Below are 23,297 nucleotides of genomic sequence, written 5' to 3' on the forward strand. Positions count from 1 at the left end.
CCGGTTAAAGAATCGCAACGGACCGTAACTTGGACAGTCAGACCCACCATCAGCCCATCAATTCCATCTGCATCCTGCGCCTCTCAGCTATCGGCGATGTTACCCACGTAGTCCCGGTTATTCTCAGCCTGCAGGAACAGTGCCCCGGCGTGCAAATCACCTGGGTGATCGGCAAGATCGAAGCCAAGTTGATTGGTGACCTCCCGGGCGTGGACTTTGTGATTTTTGACAAGAAAGCCGGTCGCCAAGGCTATGCCGAGCTTCGTCAGAAGCTGCGGGATCGACATTTCGACGCCCTCCTGCACATGCAGGTGGCATTTCGGGCCAACCTGGCGGCTGCCATGATTCCGGCGAAAGTGAAGGTTGGCTATGACAAGGCGCGCAGCAAAGACCTTCACAGCCTGTTTATTAACAAGCGCATTGCGCCAGCCCCGAAGCAACACGTGCGGGACTGCCTGGCCAGCTTTCTGGAACCGCTGGGACTGAAAGCCGCGCCGCCCCGGTGGACCATTCCCCTGACCGAGGAGGATCATGAGTTTGCCCGGGAGCAGCTGGCCAACGATCGCCTGAACCTGGTGATCAGCCCCTGCGCCAGTCACATCCTGAGAAACTGGCCGGCTGAGCGTTACGCGCAGCTTGCGGATCACGCCATCCGTGTACACGGCATGAAGGTGATCCTGGTTGGCAGCCCGGCACCGTTTGAGGCGGAATACTGCGCCGCCATTGAGGGCGCAATGAAGGAGAAAGCCCACAATATCTGTGGCAAGGACACCCTCAAGCAACTGACTGCCCTGCTCACCCACGCCGACCTTGCGGTTGCCCCGGACACTGGCCCCGCTCATATTGCCAGCGCAGTTGGCACCGATGTGTTGGGCATTTTTGCCGCAAGCAATCCGTACCGCTCAGGACCATACAACTCGCTGGAATGGTGCATTAACCGCTATCCAGAAGCGCTGATGCAGTTTACGGGCAAAACCGTGGATGAAGCACGCTGGGGCGCGAAAGCCGAGTTCGAGGGCGCCATGGAGCTTGTGACGGTCAAAGATGCCACTGCCATGCTGGATAAGTGGGTTGAGACTCAACGGGTAGCGGAAACGAAAACGGCGTCGGATCTGGGGTGATCTGACGCCGACCTACAGGTCGCCCGCCCAGTCAGGCAATTACTAGCGGGCGGTGTAGTCCTGGTAGGACTTCTCTTCCACGAAGCGGGAGCCCAGCGCCAGGTTCACTTCTTTTTTGATGGCGGCGCGCTTGTCGTTGGTGACGTATACCGCGCGGGCCAACTCGATGAATTTCGGGCCAAAGTCCTGGGCGGCTTCCTGGTCGCGGATATCATCTTCGATGACCCACAGTTCTTCGTTTACGGCCTTCAGTTGCTTGCGCAGGTCGGCAATCTCAGCCGCCTTGTCTTTCACCGCTTCGTCCCAGGTGGCGCTCAGCTCATCCAGTTCCAGACGGACGTTTTTGACTTTTGCCTCGTCCTTGATGCGCTCGGATTTGATTTCGAGAATGGTGATTTTGTCCAGCACCTCACCGAAGGATACCGGTACCTTGATTACGTCTGCCATTTGCTCGTCCTGCAGGTCAATATGATGTGGAAATAACAAAGCCGCCGGGCTGTAACAGTCAACGGCGGCTTGCAAATGTTCCGGGATCAGCCTTTTACGTGGGTCAGCCAGCCACTGTGCCCGGGCGACTTACCCTTAACCGCATCGAAATACATCGCCTGCAGTTTCTCGGTAACTGGACCGCGCTTGCCGGCGCCGATCACGCGGCCATCCAGCTCGCGGATAGGCAGCACTTCGGCGGCGGTGCCGGTGAAGAAGGCTTCGTCGGCGATGTACACTTCATCGCGGGTAATGCGGCGCTCTTTCACTGGAATATTCAGCTCGTTCGCGAATTCCAGAATCGTGGCGCGGGTGATACCCTCCAGGCAGGAAGTCAGCTCCGGGGTATGCAATACGCCGTCACGCATGATGAAGATGTTCTCACCAGACCCTTCAGCCACATAGCCTTCGTTGTCCAGCAACAGCGCTTCCTCGCAACCGCTTGCGATGGCTTCATTCAGCGCCAGCATGGAGTTGATGTAGTTGCCGTTGGCTTTTGCCTTGCACATGGTGATATTGACGTGATGGCGGGTATAGGAGGACGTACGCACCTTGATGCCCAGTTCCTTTGCCTCCGGAGACATGTAGGAAGGCCAGCTCCAGGCCGCCACCATGACGTGAACCTTGAGGTTATCGGCACGCAGGCCCATACCCTCGGAACCCAGGAACACCATCGGGCGCAGGTAGGCTTCATCCAGATTGTTCTCGCGAACAGCCGCGCACTGGGCCTCGTTCAGCTGATCCTTGGTGTACGGCATGGTCATGTTCAGGATGTGAGCAGAACGGAACAGCCGATCGGTGTGCTCCTTCAGACGGAAAATCGCCGGGCCGTTGGCGGTGTTATAGGCACGCACGCCTTCAAAGCACCCCAGACCATAATGCAGGGTGTGGGTCAGCACGTGGGTTTTGGCTTCCCGCCAGGGAACCATTTCACCATCCAGCCAGATCAGGCCATCGCGATCAGCCATCGACATTGTTTCTGCTCCATAACAAGCGGTTTTCGGGAAACCGGCATTCTAGCAGGAAAGTTCCGCGGAACCGAAGCGTAGTAGACTAATCTATCATCACCGCCTGCCACATGCCCCTTATATAGGCGCGCTCGTCGGGAAACGCATTGCCCTCGACCTGGCTGTTCAGGTTCTGTAACGCCCTGCGGTGAATGGTTGAACGCAGGGTAATGTAGGCTTCTCGAAGCTTGGTGATGTCTTCCTCATCCATAATGCCGGCTCGACCAAGCTCCTCAAGCTGCCTGATATTATCAGACCACTGAGTCAGCTCGGGGTGATCGGAACTGTAGGCCAGCATCAGGTACTGGACCATGAACTCGATATCAATGATACCGCCGTTATCATGCTTGATGTGAAAAACCTCCTCCCGCTTGCCCTCTGGCGTTCCAAGGCTGCTGCGCATTTTCTCACGCATATCCACCACGTCAGCGCGCAGTTTCGCGCGATCCCTTTGCTGGCACAGGATATCGTGGCGAAGGGACTCGAAGTCTCCCAGCGTGTCGGGGCAACCAGCCACACCACGAGCCCTGGCCAAGGCCTGGTGCTCCCAGGTCCAGGCATCGTTGCGCTGATACTTTTCAAAGGCCGGCAACGTACTGACCAGAAGCCCGGAATTACCGGATGGGCGAAGCCGCATGTCCACTTCGTACAGCTGGCCGGAAGGCGTCTGGGTGCTGAGGATATGGACAATGCGTTGCCCCAGCCTGGTATAGAAAATTGCGTTATCAATCGGCCGGTCACCATCACTGGCCTGCTCCGGATCAGCATTGTGAACGAACACCAGGTCCAGATCCGAGGTATAGCCAAGCTCGATACCACCAAGCTTGCCATAGCCGATGATGGCGAAATCCGTGTCACAGGCAGAACCATCGGCTCGACGGGGATAGCCATGACGGCTGACAAGGTTGGCGAACGCCACATCGACAACATGATCCAGCACCACCTCGGCTATCCAGGTCAGGTAGTCGCTCACCTTCATCAGCGGCAGCGTACCCTTCAGTTCTGACGCTGCCACTCGCAGGCTATGCGCTTTCTTGAAATGCCGCAGGGATTCCATCTGCTCTTCCAGATCCTCGAAGGGAATCCGCAACATCTGCTGGCGCAGGTCGTCCTGCAACTCTTCCTTGGCGGGCGGATGGTACAGGCTCTCGGCATTGAGCAATTCGTCAAGCAGTAGCGGCGTCTCCGCCAGCTGCCGTGCAATCCACGGGCTCTCGCTGCACAGCTTGACCAGTTGCGTTCTCGCACCCGGGTTTTCCAGCAGCAGGACCATGTAAGCGGTACGCCGCAGAATCGCTTCAACCAGTTGCAGCACCCGGGCCAGGGTCTGCGATGGCGCATCCACCTGGGTCAGGGCTTCCAGCAACACCGGCATGAACTGATTCAGGCGTTTCCGCCCCTGGGTCTGCATGACCTCTATCGTACGACTGTCCCGCAAGTTACACAGCAGGCCGTAACTGTCCGCCGGATCCTCAAAACCGTGCTGTTCCAGCCATTGCCTGGCGGTGTCCTCATCCATTTCAGCCAACCAGAGCTCGTGCCAGCCTTCTTCCAGGGCTGCGGATTCATGCTCCTCTTCCTCGGTGGCAATAATGTCCGCAAAGTGTCTGGCCACTCGCTCCCGGTGCGCCTCAAGCTCCTGCAGGCAGGTGTCCCAGCCATCAAACTCCATGATCAGTGCAATTCGCGCCTGCGTCAGCTCATCATCCGGCAACAGCTGGGTTTGCTTGTCTTCAACCCCCTGCAGCGCGTGCTCCAGGTTGCGCAGAAACACGTAGGCTTCGCGCAACTCCTTCACCACCGGAGACGGCAGCAGCTCAAGCGCCTCAAGCTCCTTGAGGATCACCAGTAATTCACGCTGCTGGAGCTCCCGGTCACGCCCGCCGCGAATGAGCTGGAACGCCTGCACCACAAACTCGATTTCACGTATTCCACCACTGCCCAACTTGATGTTGTTCTCAAGACCTTTGCGCCGCACCTCGCGACCAATCATCGCTTTCATGCTGCGCAATGACTCGAAGGCACTGAAATCCACATATTTTCGGTACACAAACGGTCGCAGACTCTCCATCAACACCTGACCGGCGCGCTCATCGCCTGCCACGACCCGGGCCTTGACCATGGCGTAGCGCTCCCAGTCACGCCCCTGATCCTGATAATAGGTTTCCAGGGCGGCAAAGCTCAGCGCCAACGCACCACTCTGGCCATAGGGGCGCAGGCGCATGTCAACGCGGAAGACAAAGCCGTCCGCCGTGATCTGGTCCAGCGCCTGGATCAGTCGTTGCCCCAGGCGGATGAAAAACTGCTGGTTATCGATGGAGCGAGGACCGCCCCGGGTTTCCCCCTTTCCGGGAAAGGCAAAGATCAGGTCGATATCGGACGAAACATTCAGCTCCCGGCCACCCAGCTTGCCCATGCCCAACACCACCATGGACTGAGGGACGTCTTCTCCTGTCACCGGATCAGCGCCCCAGGGTGTGCCCGACTGTTCGCAGGTATCTTCATACAGCCAGTCCAGCGCTCCCTGGATACCGGTTTCCGCAAACTCGCTGGTCGCAGCCATGGTTTCGTGGAGATCCGCCCAACGCATCAGGTCACGCCAGATAATGCGGAACTGGCACTCCCGGCGGAACCGTCGCAACGCCACGTGCAGGGAATGCTCATCCGATACATCCCCGAGATACTCCTGCCAGCGCTGTTGCAAATACTCTCTGGTGGTTGGCTCGCGAAGCGGGCGGGACTGGACCAGCGCCTCAATCTGCTCCGGGTGCCGCTCAAGGGTCTGTTTCAGAAACACGCTGCGCGCCATGGCGTTCGCAATATCATCTTCTGAAAGGCCCGCCGATGCCGTCATCCAGGAGTGAAGCTCATCTCCGATCACAGATGACCAACCCGCTGCGACATCGTCGGCAAGCACCTTCGGAAGTGCACTCCATGGCTCGGACATAACGCAAACCCCTGTGTCTCTGTTATATTTCCCTTACTGTATAACGAACCGTCAGCCGACTGAACCATCCAGGCCCTTAATGCTCAGAAACCGCCGTCCGCTCAACCCGGAACATCAATTCGCGCACTTACCGATGTCCGGTATCATCCGTTCACGCATCAAACGTCTGTTTTCCATTCTGGGCGGCCTCCTGGTATTTCAGGTCATGGTCATCTGGGCGGTGGAGGATCTCAACCTCTTCGAGTCCATCTGGCTGACGATGACCACCCTGGTCACCGTGGGTTACGGGGATTTTTCCCCGGAAACCGCGATTGGCCGGATCAGCACCATTGTCATCATGTTTATCAGCGCCATCACTATAATGACGCTGATTGTCAGTGATTTTATCGAGTACCGGTTTTATCGCCGGGAACGCATCGTAACCGGACGCTGGGTATACAAAATGAAAGACCACATCGTGATCATCAACACTCCCAGAAATGGCGGCGAGCAATACTTTGCGCGGTTCGCTTCACAGATGCGCGCGGTTCCCGGCTACGAAACCGTGCCCATCATCATTTTGACACGCCAGTTTCCGGGCGGCCTTCCGCCGGAACTGGCGGACGTTGGCCTGGTGCATTTCCATGGCTCGGGCAGTGATCCGGAGGCGCTGAAGGCAACCCATGCCGGAAGCGCGCGACACATCGTGGTGTTGGCCGCTGACGAAGCGGACCCGGCATCCGACAGCCTGACCTTTGATATTGCACATCGCCTGGCCGAATCCAACCTCGGCCACCGAACAACCATCGAATGTGTCAGCGACCAGAACCGCCAGCGGTTTAAATCAGTAGGTGTGAGAACCATTATCCGGCCGGTACGTACCTACCCGGAAATTATGGTGCGGGCGATTGTGGCGCCGGGTTCCGAGAAAGTACTGGAGGACATGTTCAACTACCAGAACGATCACCCGCATCGCTACGACCTGAAACTTGATGACCTGAACTGGGCCGATATTGTCAGCGCATTGGTGCGCCATGGCATCGGAACCGCACTGGCCTACATCGACAATGACGGCGAAGTCAGCTGCCATCCGCCAACAGACAAGGAGATAGAAGGCAAAGGACTGATTGTACTGGTTAAATCACAAGAAACTCCCACCGTTCAGGTGGTGGAAGAAGCCCTGGAACGTTATCGAGCGTTTCTTCAAAACTGGCATGACAGCCAGGCGGAAGAGAAGAATACAGCCGCCGATTAACCGGCGGCGATGCTGAGTTGTAGCTGCCCTAGCGCCACTCGCTCGGCCAGGTTTGCAACAGACTCCCTGGACAGCAGGCCGGCACGTACATCGCGGAACTGCTGCTGGGCGTCCCGACGGGTCGCCGCGCGCTCCACCGCGACAAGGTCACCCTCATCAACGGGTAAGGGCTCACCTTTTAACCAGGCCACGCTGAGGCCCTGCAGAAATCTGGACACAGACAGCTCAGCCCCTTCGTCCGCCGGCAATATCACGGGATTGTGCAACCCAGCCAGGTAATAGCCCTGCTCCGCTTTACTCACCAGATTCAGAAACACAGGCACATGCTCCGCAAGCGACCGGGCCCAACGGACCAGATGGGACGCGTCACCGGATTTCAGTTCAAACTCCACTTCATGCAAAGGGCGCTTATCCCCACCGGCCGCTATATAACCCGCGTCGACAGCCACTTCGATGACAGTCCCCCTTTCTTCGATCATCACCACCTGACGATCAAAGTTGGTTTCAAAAACCGGCTTCAGGTCTGGCAGGTTAACGTCCTGCCCCACCGGGGTATCCGCCACCAGCCCCATGTTCAGCTCGGTGCCCATGAGCGGCCATTCCCACTCCTGACGCCGGTGGGCGCCGTCCACAAACTCTCCCTGGGTCTTGAGGGTCTGAATGAACTGGTCACCCGACTGCCGGATCCGCAGAGCGATGCGTTGCCGGTTCAGGTCGGCTTGCGGCGTGTCGAAATACCGGTTCACCAGTTTTTTTCGCTGGCCTTCAGACGTGCCGCTCTGTGCAAGCAACCAACCCAGGGCCTTCTCCTGATTCCCGGCAGACAGGCTCAGCTTGATTTCCAGCTCTTCGGCCATGGCATTTCTCCGTTGGATGTATTTTTGCAGCATACATAAAAAAACCGGCGACCCGAAGGTCACCGGTTTTCGACTACCTGATTAGCTGTTCAGCTGATCAGAAGTAGTAGGTAGCACCAACGGCAGCGATGGAACGCTCGTCGGAAACAGCGGCGTTGCCGAGCTCATCTTCATACTCGTATACGTCGTCACCACCACCCAGGTAGCCTTCAACATAAACGTACATGTTGTCAGACACGTTGTGCAGGGCCTGAAGAGTCACGGTGTCACGCTTGGTGTCATTTGCGTCGTCAGCTTCGCCATACTCATAAGCCAGTGCGAACTGGTTCGCGCCAATGGTGTAAACACCCATTACGCCGAACAAGTCACCAGCGTCATCACGGGTATGGAATTCACCAGTCAGGCGCAGTGCGTCCAGGTTGTAGCTGGCGCGCAGGCCGTAAGTGTTTTCGCCGTTGCCGTCGCCGTTGTCGTTGGAATCTACTGCAACTGCCAGCTCCAGGGCATCAACGCCGTAAACAGCGGCCAGCTGGTACGGGTAGGACTTGCCATTATCGGAGGAATCACCGTTAACCTGAACGGCGGCGCCGAGAGTCAAGCCACCAAACGAGGGGGTCTGGTACTGAACCAGGTCACCTTCACCAGTGGTGTAATCAACACCAATGTTGAGGGATGCCACTTCGAAGAATTCGGAGATTTCAGTGACGGCGGTTTCGTAGGTGGAGTCGTCCTTACCAACCCAGACCTTACCGAAGTTGTCGCCGCTGACACCAACGTAGGCTTCGTCGATCTCGTAGATACCGTCGTTTTCGCCGTTATTGTCGTCAGCATCGAAATGCAGCTCAGCCTTGAAGAAGCCGGTCAAGCCCGGTGCAATTTCGTGGTCGTGCAGTACGCCCAGGGTAGAGCCGTTGTCGAACAGATCAACTTCGGAAGGACCGTTGTCAATGTTGTCGTGAGTGGCGGCCAGCTGGATGTTACCGTAAACAGTCGGCAGAGCCATGTCCTGTGCCAGCGCGGCGCCAGAGAAGGTTGCGGCTGCAATAGCAGATGCGATGAGCGTTTTTTTCATGTTGCGTCTTCCTTTATTGAGTTAACTCAGGTTTTAGCGACGGGTTTAAATCCCGTTCTTTAGACTTCCACCAGTCAGGCTGGTTAGAGCCTTATTTTGTGTCTTTACCATGTCAGTTTAATGACATGGTAAAGACATTTTTTTAATTTCTTCTACAGCCCGAAGCTCTTCAGGCCTTTGCAGCTCAATCACTTACAGCTATAAGTTAAAGCTCTGCATGACGAGCCTTTTTAATACAACAAACCCGGTTTTGCAAACTTTTAACATCTGATTTTTCGCTGTTCTTATAATTGCCTGTCGGGGCATTACTCAAAACGCGGTTTGATATTAACCCCTCATGCACTTCAAATCCGGGGCCAGAACGCAATAAATCTCTTAAATTCATGCCGTTAAAGCAGAAGCGAGCAAATGTCCGGCACTTTAGACATCCTCAAACATCTGTGGTCTGCACTATTTAGGGCCGCACATTACGATCGCGCGCAATTATAGTGCGGCACAGTATTTTTTCAGGAACTGCCTCCCACCTGGAGCATAAAAGTCACAGGGCCATCATTAACCAGGGACACTTTCATGTCCGCCCCAAACTGGCCTTTTTCGACACGCCCACTTATCAGGGCATCGCTTGCCGCTGCCAGAAAATCAAGGAACAGGTTTTCCGCCAATTCCGGTGCAGCGGCCGATGAGAACCCCGGCCGGGTACCGGAACCGGTGTCCGCCGCCAACGTGAATTGGGGAACAACAAGAAGAGAACCACCTGTGTCCTGCAGGCTGCGATTCATCCGTCCCTGGTCGTCGGGGAAAACACGATAGCTCAGAACCTTTCTCACCAGGCCCTGAACTTCTTTGATTCCGTCACCACGCTCAACACCCAGAAGAAGCAACAGGCCTTCCTGGATTTCTGCAATTACCTGATTATCAACAGTAACATCGGCACTGGATACGCGCTGTATGAGCCCTTTCATCAAGCTCCCTGTGGAAGGACCATTAAGAATTGGCAAGAGTGTATCCATGGCACCCGGTGGCCGCAACCCCTACCGGACGGACTTAGTCTAAAGTCCCGGTCACTTTCGCAGCCACCTCGTCGACCCCACGCATCAGTGCGTCAACGATGGCTGGCTCTGATGCAGAGTGGCCAGCATCCCGGATAATTCTCAGATCGGCTTGCGGCCAGGCCCTGGCCAGTGCCAGCGCGTTATCCAGCGGGCACACCATATCGTAGCGACCATGGACGATCACGCCGGGAATGTCCGCCAATCTGGGGGCATCGCGCACGATCTGGTCCGCCTCCAGAAAAGCGTCATGCATAAAGTAGTGACACTCGATCCTGGACAGCGCGATGGCGACATGGGGATGACCGAAATGCTCCACCACCCTCGGGCTGGGATGAAGAGTCGCACACCGGCCTTCCCAGACCGACCAGGCCTTGGCCGCCTGGATTTGTTCCAATTCGTTACTGCTTGTAAGCCTTTGGTAATAAGCCCTTACCAGATCGCCCCGCTCTTCTTCCGGAATCGGACTCAGGAAATCTTCCCAGTAATCCGGAAAGACACGGCTTGCCCCCTCCTGATAGAACCAGTGAATATCCCGGGGACGACACAGGAAGATCCCCCGCAACACCAATCCCAATACTCGCTCCGGGAAGTTCTGGGCATAAACAAGGCTGAGCGTGGATCCCCAACTGCCCCCGAACAGCAGCCACCGGTCAATGCCCAGGAACGTACGAACGGTTTCCACGTCCTCCACCAGCTTGTCCGTGCTATTGCCCTCAAGCTCCGCCAGCGGCGTTGAACGACCCGCGCCACGCTGATCCATCAAAATGATGCGATAGCGTTCAGCATCGAAAAAACGACGGTGGTAATCCTCGCACCCGCCACCCGGACCACCATGGACCACCAGCACCGGCATTCCATTCGGGTTCCCGCTTTCCTCCACATACAATTCATGGGGTGGATCAACGGCAATACGATGCTGGGCATTCGGCTTGATTTCGGGGTAAAGGGTGAGCATGGTGCGCTCCGGTAAAAGGGTGTAACCGGAGTTTAGCTGAAGTGAACAAAAAAGGGGCGGGTCACCACTGACCCGCCCCTTTGTCTCACGTACTGCAGATTACTTCTTGTGGGCGCGTTTACGCTCGTTTTCGGTAAGGAGCTTCTTACGCAACCGAACCGACTTGGGCGTTACTTCCACCAGCTCGTCATCATCGATGAACTCCAGCGCCTGCTCGAGTGTGAACTTGATCGGCGGCACCAGGCCAATGACCTCGTCTTTCCCGGAAGCACGCATGTTATCGAGCTTCTTGCCCTTGGTCGGGTTGACGACCAGATCGTTTTCGCGGCTGTGAATCCCGCACAACTGACCCTCATAGATTTCCTGGCCAGGATCGAGGAACAGCTTGCCGCGACTCTGCAGCGTTTCCAGAGAGTAGGTCAGCGCCGTACCGGTCGCCATCGACACGATCACGCCGTTCTGGCGACTGGTCACATCACCGCCTTTGATCGGACCGTAATGGCTGAAGGTTGACGTCAGAATGCCTGAGCCGGACGTGAGGGTCAGGAACGAGTTACGGAAGCCGATCAGGCCACGCGCGGGGATGGTGTACTCAAGACGCATACGGCCCTTGCCGTCCGGAACCATGTTGGTCAGATCGCCTTTGCGAAGACCCATCTGATCCATCAGGGCGCCCTGATGTTGCTCCTCGATGTCGATAATGACGTTCTCGTATGGCTCCTGCTTCACGCCATCGATCTCACGAATGACGACTTCAGGACGACCAACCGCCAGCTCGAAGTTCTCACGGCGCATGTTTTCGATCAGCACCGACAGATGCAGCTCACCACGACCGGATACCTTGAACTTGTCCGCGGAATCGCCTTCTTCAACGCGCAGGGCAACGTTGTGAAGCAATTCCTTTTCCAGGCGCTCCTTGATATTCCGGCTGGTGACAAACTTGCCCTCTTTGCCACAGAACGGCGAGTCGTTGACCTGGAATGTCATGGATACGGTCGGCTCATCCACCGTCAGCGGCGGCAACGCCTCGACATTGGATGGGTCACAGAGCGTATCAGAAATGAACAGTGAATCCAGACCACTCACACAAACAATATCGCCCGCTTGCGCCTCATCAACTTCGACACGCTGCAGACCGGAGTGCCCCATGATCTTCAGGATACGGCCCTGGCGCTTTTTACCGTCGGCGCCGATCGCAGCCACCGGGGAATTGGTCGTGATCTTGCCGCGCATAATGCGACCGATGCCAATCACACCCAGGAAGCTGCTGTAGTCCAGTTGGGAGATCTGCATCTGGAACGGACCATCGAGATCGACGGACGGAGCAGGCACGTGATCAACAATCGCCTGGAATACGGCATCCATGTTGTCGTCGAGATTTTCGTGCTCCATCCCGGCGATGCCGTTGAGGGCGCTGGCGTATACGATGGGGAAATCCAGCTGCTCATCGGTGGCGCCGAGGTTGTCGAACAGATCAAAAACCTGATCAACTACCCAGTCCGGACGAGCGCCAGGACGGTCGATCTTGTTGACCACCACGATCGGATGCAGCCCGGCATCGAAAGCCTTCTGGGTCACAAAGCGAGTTTGCGGCATCGGGCCGTCGATGGAATCAACCACCAACAGCACACAATCGACCATACTCATTACCCGCTCCACTTCGCCGCCAAAGTCGGCGTGGCCCGGGGTGTCAACGATATTGATGTCGTAGTCGTGCCATTTCAGCGCGGTGTTCTTGGCCAGAATGGTAATACCACGCTCTTTTTCCTGGTCGTTGGAGTCCATAACGCGCTCACTTTCGAGCTCTTTGCGCTCCAACGTACCGGACTGGCGCAGCAACTGGTCTACCAGGGTGGTTTTACCGTGGTCAACGTGGGCGATGATGGCGATATTACGAAGTTTTTCAATCACAAAAATAATCCTGCGGCATGCACTCAATGACCTGAGAGGGTCGTTCGCAGGGTAACCCCTGACATGCCGTCTCAAATCCGTAAAATGAATTCATTCACCAGAACCGGCTGGCCCGGCGCCCTGCATACCGTTTGGAGTTATTCATCCCAAAAGCGGCAGGGTAAAAATGAGGTGGCGCGCAGTATATCGAAAAGTCCGTGTCGTTTATATGAAGAAAAACGCCTATTCTGCACACAACGGAAATGCACCATTTTTGGGCAATTAAGCGTTGCGCGCACCATTTTAACGCACCAAAGAAGTGCGAAATACCGGGCAACCTCCCCACAGACGCGCCAAAAAAGTCCGCACCCCTTGTGGTTGCGCTGTTCTGGCGCACGCCTGATAAATTGGCAAGACAATTGCTTTGTTCCTGTCAGCCGATTTTGTAGGTAAGACGCCGCAGCTTTTGTTAAGCTGCCCCAACCTCAAAACAGATCGGAAGTCAGCATCGCTGAACGATCCGGCACAACGAACATGAAATCACCCGCCCAGCGGGAAACACGATGGAGCATGCACAATGTCCAAGACAGTTGATTTGATCAAAGAGCACGAAGTCAAATGGGTTGACCTGCGTTTCACGGACAGCCGTGGTAAAGAGCAGCACGTGACTCTGCCTTCCACCGAAGTGGACGAAGACTTTTTTACCGACGGCAAGATGTTTGACGGCTCTTCAATTGCCGGCTGGAAAGGCATCAACGAATCCGACATGATCCTGATGCCGGACGACGAGACTTCCGTGCTGGATCCGTTCACCGAAGAAACCACCGTTAACATTACCTGCAACATCGTAGAACCTTCTACCATGCAGGGTTACGAGCGTGACCCGCGCTCCGTTGCCCGTCGTGCCGAGGAATACCTCAAGTCCACCGGCATCGCCGATGGCGCCCTGTTCGGCCCGGAGCCGGAATTCTTCGTGTTCGATTCCGTGAAGTGGGAAGTCGACATGAAAGGCGCTGGCTACTCCATCCACTCCGAAGAAGCAGCCTGGGTATCCGGCGAAGATTTCGATCGCAACAACATCGGCCACCGTCCGGGCGTGAAAGGCGGCTACTTCCCGGTTCCGCCGGTAGACAGCCTGCACGACCTGCGTGGCGCCATGTGTGCCGCCATGGAGTCCATGGGACTGGAAATTGAAGTTCATCACCACGAAGTGGGCACCGCCGGCCAGTGTGAAATCGGTGTTGGCGCCAACCCCCTGACCCGCAAGGCAGATGAAGTCCAGATCCTGAAGTACTGTGTACACAATGTGGCACACGCCTACGGCAAAACCGCCACCTTCATGCCCAAGCCGGTCGTGGGTGACAACGGTTCCGGCATGCACGTCCACATGTCCCTGAGCAAGGACGGCAAGAACGTCTTTGCCGGTGACAGCTACGCTGGCCTGAGCGAGACTGCCCTGTACTACATCGGCGGTGTCATCAAGCACGCCAAGGCTATCAACGCCTTCACCAACGCCTCCACCAACAGCTACAAGCGTCTGGTTCCAGGCTTCGAAGCCCCGGTTATGCTGGCCTACTCCGCCCGCAACCGCTCCGCTTCCATCCGTATCCCGTACGTAAACAGCCCGAAGGCACGTCGTATCGAGGTACGCTTCCCTGACGCGTCCGCCAACCCATACCTGGCGTTCGCTGCATTGATGATGGCCGGCCTCGATGGCATCCAGAACAAGATCCACCCTGGCGATGCCATGGACAAGGATCTGTACGACCTGCCGAAGGAAGAAGCCCTGAACATTCCGAAGGTTGCTGAAACCCTCGCGGAAGCTCTGGACTGCCTGGAAGCCGACCATGAGTTCCTGACTCGCGGTGGCGTGTTCACCGAAGACATGATCGCAGGTTATGTCGATCTGAAGCGCGGTGAGGTTGAGCGTCTGAACATGACCACTCACCCGGTTGAGTTCGAACTGTACTACTCCTGCTAATCGCAGACGCAACTGATCCTCGGATCACAGCGTGAGAAAGCCCCGCCTCGGCGGGGCTTTTTTTGTGACCCCAGCCACAGTCCCTGTTGCCCTTAACGATATGTAACCCTTTGAACCATCAACACCGTTGAAAACGCCTACCCCGCCATTGATAATCAAATCAAACAATCACCACAGGTTACCGGAATGAACTTACGGCTTGGATTATTCGCTGGCGTGCTCGTTCTCACATCCGCCCCTGCATTCGCAGAGGTCTACAGGAATGTTGATGCCCAGGGCAACGTTATCTTCTCTGACGAACCCTCGGACGGCGCTGAAGAAGTCAGGGTCAAACCAGTTACCACGGTCACTCTCCCCAAGCCGGCGGACGTGCAAGAGCCGGAAAAGCTGCGCCAGGTAGCCGAGGAAGAAGGCTCAGCATACAGCAGCGTCCGGATAGTCGCTCCCAACGACGACGAGGCATTTCACAGCGGCAGTGGCGATGTGGCATTCCGGGTCACCAGCAACCCTGGCCTGAAAGAAGGTCATCGCTATGAAGTCACCCTGGATGGCCAACCCGTGGGCCAGACCACCTCGGATACTGTCACCGTGCGCAACGTATTCCGCGGCACCCATGATGCTGGCGTCAATATCATTGACAAAAATGGCGTGCAGGTAAAAACCGGCGAATCCATCAGCTTTACTATCCATCGCCCCTCCGTTAACAACTGACCCCCAACTCGAGCGCACTATATTGGTGCGCTCGCACCAGAAAAACGCCATACTCTGACCAGCAACGGGGCGTTTTCCGGCATCGTCAGGCTCTCCCGACCTCCAACGCACTAAGCCACAGCGTCCGCGCTGGCGGTTACAGCCGCGTGCCCGTTAACCGGGCACATAACATGAGCCATCCCCTCAAACTGGTTCACTTCTTGCAGAACGGAGGGTATCCCGTTATGCCCATCAACCGAGACAGCAGCATGGCACTCTCACAACTCAAAGCCACCGGCTACAAGAACATCCTGGACAGTCTGACAACGGCCATCCTGGTGCTGGGAGATGGCCTGCGCATCCAGTATCTGAATCCGGCGGCGGAGAGCCTGTTCGAGACTAGCATCACCCGCAGCGAGGGTCTGCCCATCGGGGACATTCTGGTGGACTCGGAAGACGCACTCACCACGCTGCATGCCGCGGCGGACAACGGCCATTCCTACACCCGCCGGGAAGCGGAGTTCGTACTGACCAGCGGCGCGCGTCTTACGGTGGATTACTCCGTGTCCCCGATCAGCCTGGCCCCGATTGAACTGCTGATCGAGATCCAGCCCCGGGACCGGTTGCTCCGCATCAGTCGGGAAGAAGACATCATCTCCCAGCAGGAAACCACCCGCATATTGGTGCGCGGCATGGCCCATGAGATCAAGAATCCGCTTGGCGGCATTCGCGGAGCGGCGCAATTACTGGACCGGGAACTGGACGACGAAGGTCAACGGGAATATACCCAGGTTATCATCGACGAGGCTGATCGCCTGCGCTCCCTCGTCGACCGGATGCTGGGGCCCAACAAGGCCCTGAAACTGGCGCCCACCAACGTCCACGAAGTGCTGGAGCGGGTCAAAACCCTGCTGGAAGCCGAGAGCCGAGGCCGGCTGGCATTCCGCCGCGACTACGACCCCAGCCTGCCGGAATTCGGAGGTGACAAGGAGCAACTGATCCAGGCCTTCCTGAACATTGCCCGTAATGCGATGGAGGCCGCGTTCGAAAACCAGAGCGAACATGCCGAAGGCGAACCGCCGACCATCACTTTCCGCACCCGCGCCCTTCGCCAGTTCACCATCGGTCACAAACGCCACCGCCTGGTGTGCCGCGTGGACGTGATTGATAACGGTCCCGGCATACCACCGGACCTGCTACAGAATGTCTTCTACCCGATGATCAGTGGCCGTGCCAGCGGCACCGGCCTGGGCCTGTCCATCACCCAGAGCATCATCGGACAACATCACGGACTCGTGGAGTGTGAAAGCGAGCCCGGGAAAACCGACTTCATCATCTTCCTGCCCCTGGAGGACAACCAATGAGCCAACCGGCAAACGTCTGGATCATAGACGACGATAAAAGTATTCGCTGGGTGCTGGAGCGCGCCCTGAACCAGGCCGGTATGCAGCCCCGGGTATTTGAGAGCGGTGAAAGCATCATGTTGCGGCTTGAGCACGAACAGCCCGATGCCATTATCAGCGATATCCGCATGCCCGGCGTGGACGGCATCACCCTGCTTTCCCAGATCGTGGATGTGTATCCGGATGTTCCAGTCATCATCATGACGGCTCATTCTGATCTCGAGAGTGCGGTTACCAGTTATCAGACCGGCGCCTTTGAATACCTGCCCAAGCCCTTCGACGTGGATGACGCTGTCGCCCTGGCAAAACGTGCGGTGGCCCACAGCCATGAGCGCCGGGCCACCTCGGAACCCCAGGCAGAGAGTTCGCAGCGCAACACCGAAATTATCGGTGAGGCGCCGGCGATGCAGGAAGTGTTCAGAGCTGTTGGCCGCCTCTCCCACTCCAACATCACCGTGTTGATCAACGGCGAAAGCGGGACTGGCAAGGAACTGGTCGCACAAGCACTTCACAACCACAGCCCGAGAGCCAGCCACCCGTTTATCGCCCTCAACATGGCCGCCATTCCCAAGGACCTGATCGAGTCAGAGCTGTTCGGGCATGAAAAAGGCGCGTTCACCGGCGCAGCAGCAGCAAGGCACGGGCGCTTTGAGCAAGCCAACGGCGGCACCCTGTTCCTGGATGAAATTGGTGATATGCCGGCAGACACCCAGACCCGGCTGTTGCGGGTACTGGCGGATGGCGAATTCTACCGGGTGGGCGGCACCACTCCGATCAAGGTCGACGTGCGCATCATCGCAGCGACACACCAGGACCTGGAAAAGCTGGTCCAGGGCGGTTCTTTCCGGGAAGATCTGTTTCACCGCCTGAACGTGATCCGCGTACACCTGCCCAAACTGGCTGAACGCCGGGAAGACATTCCAAGGTTGATGCAGCACTTCCTGAAACGGGCCGCCAAAGAGCTGACAGTGGAACCCAAGATTCTCCGGCCCGAGGCGGAAGAATACCTGACCACCCTGCCCTGGCCGGGCAACGTCCGCCAACTGGAGAATACCTGTCGATGGCTGACGGTAATGGCCAGTGGCCGCGAAATTCACATTGATGACCTGCCGCCCGAGCTACTCCACCAGGCGGAAACCCCGACCACCGGCCAGACCTGGCAGGAAGGTTTGCACAATTGGGCTGAACAGGAACTTAAACGCGGGCGCAAAGGCATTCTGGATACCGCCGTGCCCGAATTCGAAAAGATCATGATCGAAACGGCGCTCAAACACACGGGCGGTCGGCGTCGGGATGCATCCATTCTGCTGGGATGGGGCAGGAACACGCTGACCCGGAAGATCAACGAACTGGGGATGGACCACCCAGAGGGCGATGAAGACTAGACATTAAGTAAGACGGGGCCGGAAACTCAGTTCCGGCCCCGGTCCGACGACCTGAAGGTAATCAATCAGAACGGGATATCGTCGTCGAAGTCGTCCACCGGCTCAGGCATGCTGCCCTGGGAGGGCTGGCTGTAACCGCCGGACGGCTGCTGCGGCTGGCTAGGCTGCTGATTGGCGGGCGGTGCATTATAATTGGACTGCTGCTGGGGCCGGCCTGCGGGCGCGCCCTGACTCATACCGCCCTCACCACCGCGGCTGTCGAGCATCTGCATCTGGCCATTGATGTCCACCACCACTTCCGTGGTGTAACGATCCTGACCGTCCTGCCCCTGCCATTTGCGGGTCTGAAGCTTACCTTCAATATAGACCTTGGAGCCCTTACGCAGGTACTGGCCGGCCACTTCGGCAATCTTGCCAAACATGACAATGCGGTGCCATTCGGTTTTCGGCACCAACTGACCGGTTTGCCTGTCCTTGTAACTTTCATCCGTGGCAAGGTTCAGGTTTACCACCGCATTGCCATTGGGGGTGTAACGGGTATCCGGGTCCTGCCCCAGATTGCCAATAAGAATGACCTTGTTTACGCCTCGTGCCATGATCTGCTCCTGACTCAGTTTTCAGGGATGACCCAACCTCCTTGCGGGCCTCCGGATTTCAAGAACTGCTACCCTGCCGGACAAATGGAAAGTCCGCAAGTAGCCCCTCATCAAATTGTTGGCGATCCACCTTCAGGTAAGCGGTGTCCGCTTCTTCCAGAATGACCACATCCTGTACCCCGGGAAGCCGCCGGAAGGCATCGTCAATACTATCAAACTGGCTGTGCGCCACTTGTTTTAACTGTACCACGAAACTGGTGGTATAACCCGGGGAAGGCATCGTCAACGCGACCACCAGCCACAACACCAGCACGGCCGCCATCAGCCACAACACTCCGCTGACCCCGACCTGCTCCAGCAGCACACCACCAACAGCACCACCAATAAACGCACCGAGAAACTGAGAAGTGGAGTACACACCCATGGCCGTCCCCTTGCTCGCCGCTGGTGATTCCTTGCTGATCAGCGAAGGCAGGGAGGCTTCAAGCAGGTTGAACGCCATGAAGAAGAAGAACAGCACCGCCCAGGCCGCCATCAGGCTGACGCTGACCTGTGCCAGACCAGCCGTTGCCAGCGTTAACAAGGCGATGGCACCGCACAACACCGGCTTCATCTTGCGCTTTTTCTCGCCAATGATGATAAAAGGCACCATGGCAAAGAACGAAGTCACCACAACCGTCAGGTAGAACCACCAGTGGGAGGAAGATGCCAGGCCCAACTGATCCTGCAACAGGGTAGGAAACACCAGGAAAATGGCGGTCAGCGCCAGGTGGAGGGCGAAAATCCCGAAGTCCAGACGCAGCAGGCGACCGTCGGACAGCACCCTGGACAGCATGGCCCTGGCCGGCCGGGTATCCGCACTGATCTTGTGCTGGTGCGGGGTCGGCACCAGGCGCCAGACGATCACCATGGCCACCAGCGCCAGCAGGGCCGTCAGGTAAAACAGGCCTGACAGGCCAAACGCGGATCCAATCAGGGGACCAAGCACCAGGGAGACGGAAAACGACAGGCCGATGGAAATGCCCACCGTTGCCATCGCCTTGGTTCGCTCCTCTTCCCGCGTCAGGTCACTGAGCAGGGCCATCAATACACTGGCGATAGCCCCGGCGCCCTGAAGAATCCGTCCTGCGATAACAACGTATATGGAATCGGTCGATGCAGCGACAAGACTGCCCCCGGCAAACAGGATCAGGCCGATGTAGATCATGCGCTTGCGACCCACCCGGTCCGACAGCAGACCAAATGGAATCTGCAGCAGGGCCTGGCTCAGGCCGTAGGCGCCAATGGCCAGACCAATCAGGGCCGGAGTCGAGCCCCTTAGGTCGTCGCCTAACAGGACAAACACCGGCATCACCATGAACAGGCCCAGCATCCGCATGGCATAAACCGATGCCAACGCCGCTACTGATCGCCTTTCAAGTGCATTCATGGGGGAGCCTTTCATCAATTCGGTTTCTGGCGGATAACCGCCTTTCCGGAAACCGCGCATTGTACCAGAACACGGTTCGCCACGGCACAGTGAACAATCGCGTAGTCACTTACCCTCACGGCTTTCGCCGGGCGGGGTATAACACGGTATAATCCCGTTTTTTCTTCGAGCGAGGTGTTATGGATCATATCCAGATCAAAGGGGCGCGGACCCACAACCTGAAGAACATCGACCTGGATATGCCGAGGGACAAGCTGATCGTAATCACCGGCCTGTCCGGCTCCGGCAAATCGTCCCTTGCCTTTGACACCCTTTACGCCGAGGGCCAGCGCCGCTACGTGGAATCTCTGTCCACCTACGCGCGCCAGTTTCTCTCTATGATGGAAAAACCGGATGTGGACCACATCGAAGGTCTGTCGCCGGCGATTTCCATTGAGCAGAAGTCCACGTCCCACAACCCACGCTCCACCGTGGGCACCATCACCGAAATCTACGATTATCTGCGGTTGCTGTTCGCCCGCGCAGGAGAACCCCGCTGCCCCGACCACGGCCAACCCCTGGAAGCCCAGACCGTCAGCCAGATGGTGGATCAGGTCATGGCGATGCCCGAGGACAGTAAGCTGATGATCCTTGCGCCGGTTATCCGCGACCGTAAGGGCGAACACCTCCAGGTGGTGGAGACCATGCGCAGCCAGGGCTTTATCCGGCTGCGTATCGACGGCACGGTGTATGACATCGATGACCTGCCGACGCTGGATAAAAAACGCAAACACCAGATCGATGTGGTCGTCGACCGTTTCAAGGTCAAGCCCGGTCTGGAACAACGGCTGGCGGAAAGCTTCGAGACCGCGCTGGCCCTGGCCGATGGTATTGCACTGGTCGCCCCCATGAGCGGCGAAGGCGAAGAACATACGTTTTCTGCCCGCTATGCCTGCACTCAGTGCGGCTACTCCCTCAGCGAGCTGGAGCCCCGACTTTTCTCCTTCAACAACCCCGCCGGCGCCTGCCCGACTTGCGACGGCCTGGGCGTTAAACAGTTCTTCGACCCCGAGAAAATCGTCCAGCATCCGGAAGCCAAGTTGGCGGCAGGCGCCATCAAGGGCTGGGATCGCCGGGCAGTCTATTATTTCCAGATGCTGACCAGCGTCGCCGAACACTATGGCGTCGACATGGAAACGCCTTGGGAGGATTTACCTGAGGATTTCCGCCAGACGCTGCTGTACGGCTCAGGTAGCGAGGATATCCCCTTCCGCTACGTCAATTCCCGTGGCCACATTATGGAAAAGGCCCATCCGTTTGAAGGGATCCTGCCCAACCTTGAGCGCCGCTACCGGGAAACTGAATCCCAAAGCATGCGAGAAGAACTCGCGCGCAACCTGAGCACGCAACCCTGCAAGGACTGCCACGGCTCACGCCTGCGTCGTGGTGCACGCCACGTGTTCGTCGAAGAGCACAATATTTCCGACGTCACCCACCTGCCGGTGGGGGACGCTCACGATTATTTCGAGACCCTGTCCCTGCCGGGTCGCAAGGGCGAGATTGCCGAGAAAATCCTCAAGGAAGTTCGTCAGCGCCTGCAGTTCCTGGTTAACGTCGGCCTGGAATACCTCACACTGGAGCGCAGTGCCGACACACTCTCTGGCGGTGAGGCCCAGCGCATCCGCCTAGCCAGTCAGATTGGCGCCGGCCTGGTCGGCGTGATGTATATCCTCGACGAACCTTCTATCGGCCTGCACCAGCGCGACAACGATCGCCTGCTGGCCACGCTGACCCATCTTCGGGATCTCGGCAATACCGTGATCGTCGTAGAGCATGACGAAGATGCCATTCGCGCAGCCGACCACGTCATAGACATAGGGCCCGGTGCCGGCGTCCACGGCGGCAAGATCATTGCCCAGGGAACCCCCGAAGACATCATTGGCAACAACGACTCCCTCACCGGGCAATACCTGAATGGCACCCGCGAAATCGCCATCCCGGCCACCCGAAACACCGGAAGCGGCAAACAGCTGACTCTCACCGGTGCCAGTGGCAACAACCTGCAGGAGGTTACTCTCAATATTCCGCTGGGGATTATGACCTGCGTGACTGGCGTGTCCGGTTCCGGTAAGTCGACCCTGATTAACGGGACGCTTTACCCGGTTGCCGCCGCCAAGCTGAACAAGGCGACAAGCCTGACCCACGCACCCTATGAAAAGCTCAAGGGCCTGGATCATCTGGACAAGGTCATAGACATTGACCAAAGCCCCATCGGTCGGACACCACGTTCAAACCCGGCCACGTATACCGGACTGTTTACTCCGATCCGGGAACTCTTTGCCGGCACTCAGGAAGCGCGGAGCCGGGGCTACAAGCCCGGCCGCTTCAGCTTCAACGTCAAGGGCGGACGCTGCGAAGCCTGCCAGGGCGACGGCGTGATCAAGGTTGAGATGCACTTTCTCCCGGACGTGTACGTTCCCTGCGATGTCTGCAAGGGCAAGCGCTACAACCGGGAAACCCTGGAAGTCCGCTACAAAGGCAAGAATATCCACGAAGTACTGGAGATGACGGTCGAGGAAGGCCGGGAATTCTTTGATCCCGTTCCCTTTATTGCCCGCAAGCTACAGACCCTGATCGACGTCGGCCTGTCCTACATCCGCCTGGGCCAGAGCGCTGTCACCCTGTCAGGGGGCGAAGCCCAGCGGGTCAAACTGGCAAAAGAACTGTCCAAGCGGGACACCGGCAAGACCCTCTACATTCTGGACGAACCCACCACGGGCCTGCATTTCTATGACATCCAGCAGCTACTGACTGTACTCCAGCGCCTACGCGACCACGGCAATACCATTATCGTGATCGAGCACAACCTGGACGTTATCAAGACCGCCGACTGGATTGTCGATCTTGGGCCAGAGGGCGGCTCCGGTGGCGGCCAGATCATCGCTGAAGGTACTCCAGAACAAGTCGCCGAAAACACCAGGTCCCACACGGGACACTACCTGAAACCTATGCTGGCGAAATAAGAACGGCTGTATCTGTGCAGCCCCGACGGGGCTGGGGCGGGATGTCTTTTCTGACGGAACAAAGGTGTCTGAGCGCAGCGAGTTCTTTTTCCATAAGAAAAGACATCCCGCCCCCGCCCCAACCCGCCAACAAACAGGCTAGCCACACAACCGCCGGTTCAAATTGTTTTTCTTCAGACCAAAAAAAGCC

Annotated in this window: 17 protein-coding genes; 7 read left to right on the plus strand and 10 right to left on the minus strand. The window is 57.4% G+C overall.

Features of this window, described 5'->3' with window-relative positions:
* The first annotated feature begins 56 nt into the window (after nt 1-56).
* Nucleotides 57-1,121, plus strand: a complete 1,065-nt coding sequence (locus tag ACJO5Y_RS07770; protein ID WP_406985940.1) for a glycosyltransferase family 9 protein — start codon at nt 57-59, stop codon at nt 1,119-1,121.
* A gap of 42 nt (nt 1,122-1,163) precedes the next feature.
* Here the strand turns inward: ACJO5Y_RS07770 and ACJO5Y_RS07775 are convergent, their stop codons facing one another.
* The 3 genes from ACJO5Y_RS07775 to glnE all read right to left on the minus strand — a co-directional run bounded on the left by ACJO5Y_RS07775 (nt 1,164) and on the right by glnE (nt 5,561).
* Complete coding sequence (locus ACJO5Y_RS07775; protein ID WP_406985881.1) at nt 1,164-1,568, minus strand: DUF6165 family protein; 405 nt, start codon at nt 1,566-1,568, stop codon at nt 1,164-1,166.
* Between the two features lie 86 nt (nt 1,569-1,654).
* Complete coding sequence (locus ACJO5Y_RS07780) at nt 1,655-2,581, minus strand: branched-chain amino acid transaminase (RefSeq protein WP_406985883.1); 927 nt, start codon at nt 2,579-2,581, stop codon at nt 1,655-1,657.
* A 79-nt stretch (nt 2,582-2,660) separates the two neighbouring features.
* Nucleotides 2,661-5,561 carry a bifunctional [glutamate--ammonia ligase]-adenylyl-L-tyrosine phosphorylase/[glutamate--ammonia-ligase] adenylyltransferase gene (gene glnE / locus ACJO5Y_RS07785; protein WP_406985885.1) on the minus strand — a complete coding sequence of 967 codons (2,901 nt, stop codon included), beginning with the start codon at nt 5,559-5,561 and terminating at the stop codon, nt 2,661-2,663.
* A 79-nt stretch (nt 5,562-5,640) separates the two neighbouring features.
* Between glnE and ACJO5Y_RS07790 the strand changes: the two genes are divergently transcribed.
* Entirely contained in the window at nt 5,641-6,795 is a 1,155-nt protein-coding gene (locus ACJO5Y_RS07790; protein ID WP_406985887.1) for a potassium channel family protein, read from the plus strand.
* Here the strand turns inward: ACJO5Y_RS07790 and ACJO5Y_RS07795 are convergent.
* The 5 genes from ACJO5Y_RS07795 to typA all read right to left on the minus strand — a co-directional run bounded on the left by ACJO5Y_RS07795 (nt 6,792) and on the right by typA (nt 12,642).
* Nucleotides 6,792-7,652 (minus strand): CYTH domain-containing protein, encoded by an 861-nt coding sequence (locus tag ACJO5Y_RS07795; RefSeq protein WP_406985888.1) that lies wholly within the window; start codon nt 7,650-7,652, stop codon nt 6,792-6,794. The genes ACJO5Y_RS07790 and ACJO5Y_RS07795 overlap by 4 nt on opposite strands.
* A gap of 97 nt (nt 7,653-7,749) precedes the next feature.
* Entirely contained in the window at nt 7,750-8,724 is a 975-nt protein-coding gene (locus ACJO5Y_RS07800) for a porin (RefSeq protein ID WP_406985890.1), read from the minus strand.
* A 506-nt stretch (nt 8,725-9,230) separates the two neighbouring features.
* Complete coding sequence (gene dtd, locus ACJO5Y_RS07805) at nt 9,231-9,686, minus strand: D-aminoacyl-tRNA deacylase (RefSeq protein ID WP_406985892.1); 456 nt, start codon at nt 9,684-9,686, stop codon at nt 9,231-9,233.
* An 82-nt stretch (nt 9,687-9,768) separates the two neighbouring features.
* Nucleotides 9,769-10,731: a prolyl aminopeptidase gene (gene pip, locus ACJO5Y_RS07810; protein WP_406985894.1), complete on the minus strand. Its 963-nt coding sequence runs from the start codon at nt 10,729-10,731 to the stop codon at nt 9,769-9,771.
* A 99-nt stretch (nt 10,732-10,830) separates the two neighbouring features.
* Nucleotides 10,831-12,642 (minus strand): translational GTPase TypA, encoded by a 1,812-nt coding sequence (gene typA, locus ACJO5Y_RS07815; protein WP_406985896.1) that lies wholly within the window; start codon nt 12,640-12,642, stop codon nt 10,831-10,833.
* Between the two features lie 556 nt (nt 12,643-13,198).
* Here typA and glnA point away from each other — a divergent pair.
* The 4 genes from glnA to ntrC all read left to right on the plus strand — a co-directional run bounded on the left by glnA (nt 13,199) and on the right by ntrC (nt 18,080).
* A complete protein-coding gene (gene glnA, locus ACJO5Y_RS07820; RefSeq protein ID WP_406985897.1) occupies nt 13,199-14,602 on the plus strand; it encodes a glutamate--ammonia ligase in 1,404 nt (467 codons plus the stop codon).
* A gap of 186 nt (nt 14,603-14,788) precedes the next feature.
* On the plus strand, nt 14,789-15,313 hold the full coding sequence (locus ACJO5Y_RS07825) for a DUF4124 domain-containing protein (protein WP_406985899.1): 525 nt from the start codon (nt 14,789-14,791) through the stop codon (nt 15,311-15,313).
* Between the two features lie 224 nt (nt 15,314-15,537).
* Entirely contained in the window at nt 15,538-16,656 is a 1,119-nt protein-coding gene (gene glnL / locus ACJO5Y_RS07830; RefSeq protein WP_406985901.1) for a nitrogen regulation protein NR(II), read from the plus strand.
* Complete coding sequence (ntrC, locus tag ACJO5Y_RS07835; protein ID WP_406985903.1) at nt 16,653-18,080, plus strand: nitrogen regulation protein NR(I); 1,428 nt, start codon at nt 16,653-16,655, stop codon at nt 18,078-18,080. The genes glnL and ntrC overlap by 4 nt, the downstream gene beginning before the upstream one ends.
* Before the next feature lie 65 nt (nt 18,081-18,145).
* Here ntrC and ssb read toward each other — a convergent pair whose 3' ends face one another.
* Complete coding sequence (ssb, locus tag ACJO5Y_RS07840; protein WP_406985905.1) at nt 18,146-18,676, minus strand: single-stranded DNA-binding protein; 531 nt, start codon at nt 18,674-18,676, stop codon at nt 18,146-18,148.
* A 58-nt stretch (nt 18,677-18,734) separates the two neighbouring features.
* Nucleotides 18,735-20,105, minus strand: a complete 1,371-nt coding sequence (locus tag ACJO5Y_RS07845; protein ID WP_406985906.1) for an MFS transporter — start codon at nt 20,103-20,105, stop codon at nt 18,735-18,737.
* 179 nt (nt 20,106-20,284) lie between these two features.
* Between ACJO5Y_RS07845 and uvrA the strand changes: the two genes are divergently transcribed.
* Nucleotides 20,285-23,107, plus strand: a complete 2,823-nt coding sequence (uvrA, locus tag ACJO5Y_RS07850) for an excinuclease ABC subunit UvrA (protein ID WP_406985908.1) — start codon at nt 20,285-20,287, stop codon at nt 23,105-23,107.
* Nucleotides 23,108-23,297 lie beyond the last annotated feature (190 nt).

It is taken from the genome of Marinobacter alkalisoli, from assembly GCF_045449855.1.
Taxonomy (GTDB): domain Bacteria; phylum Pseudomonadota; class Gammaproteobacteria; order Pseudomonadales; family Oleiphilaceae; genus Marinobacter.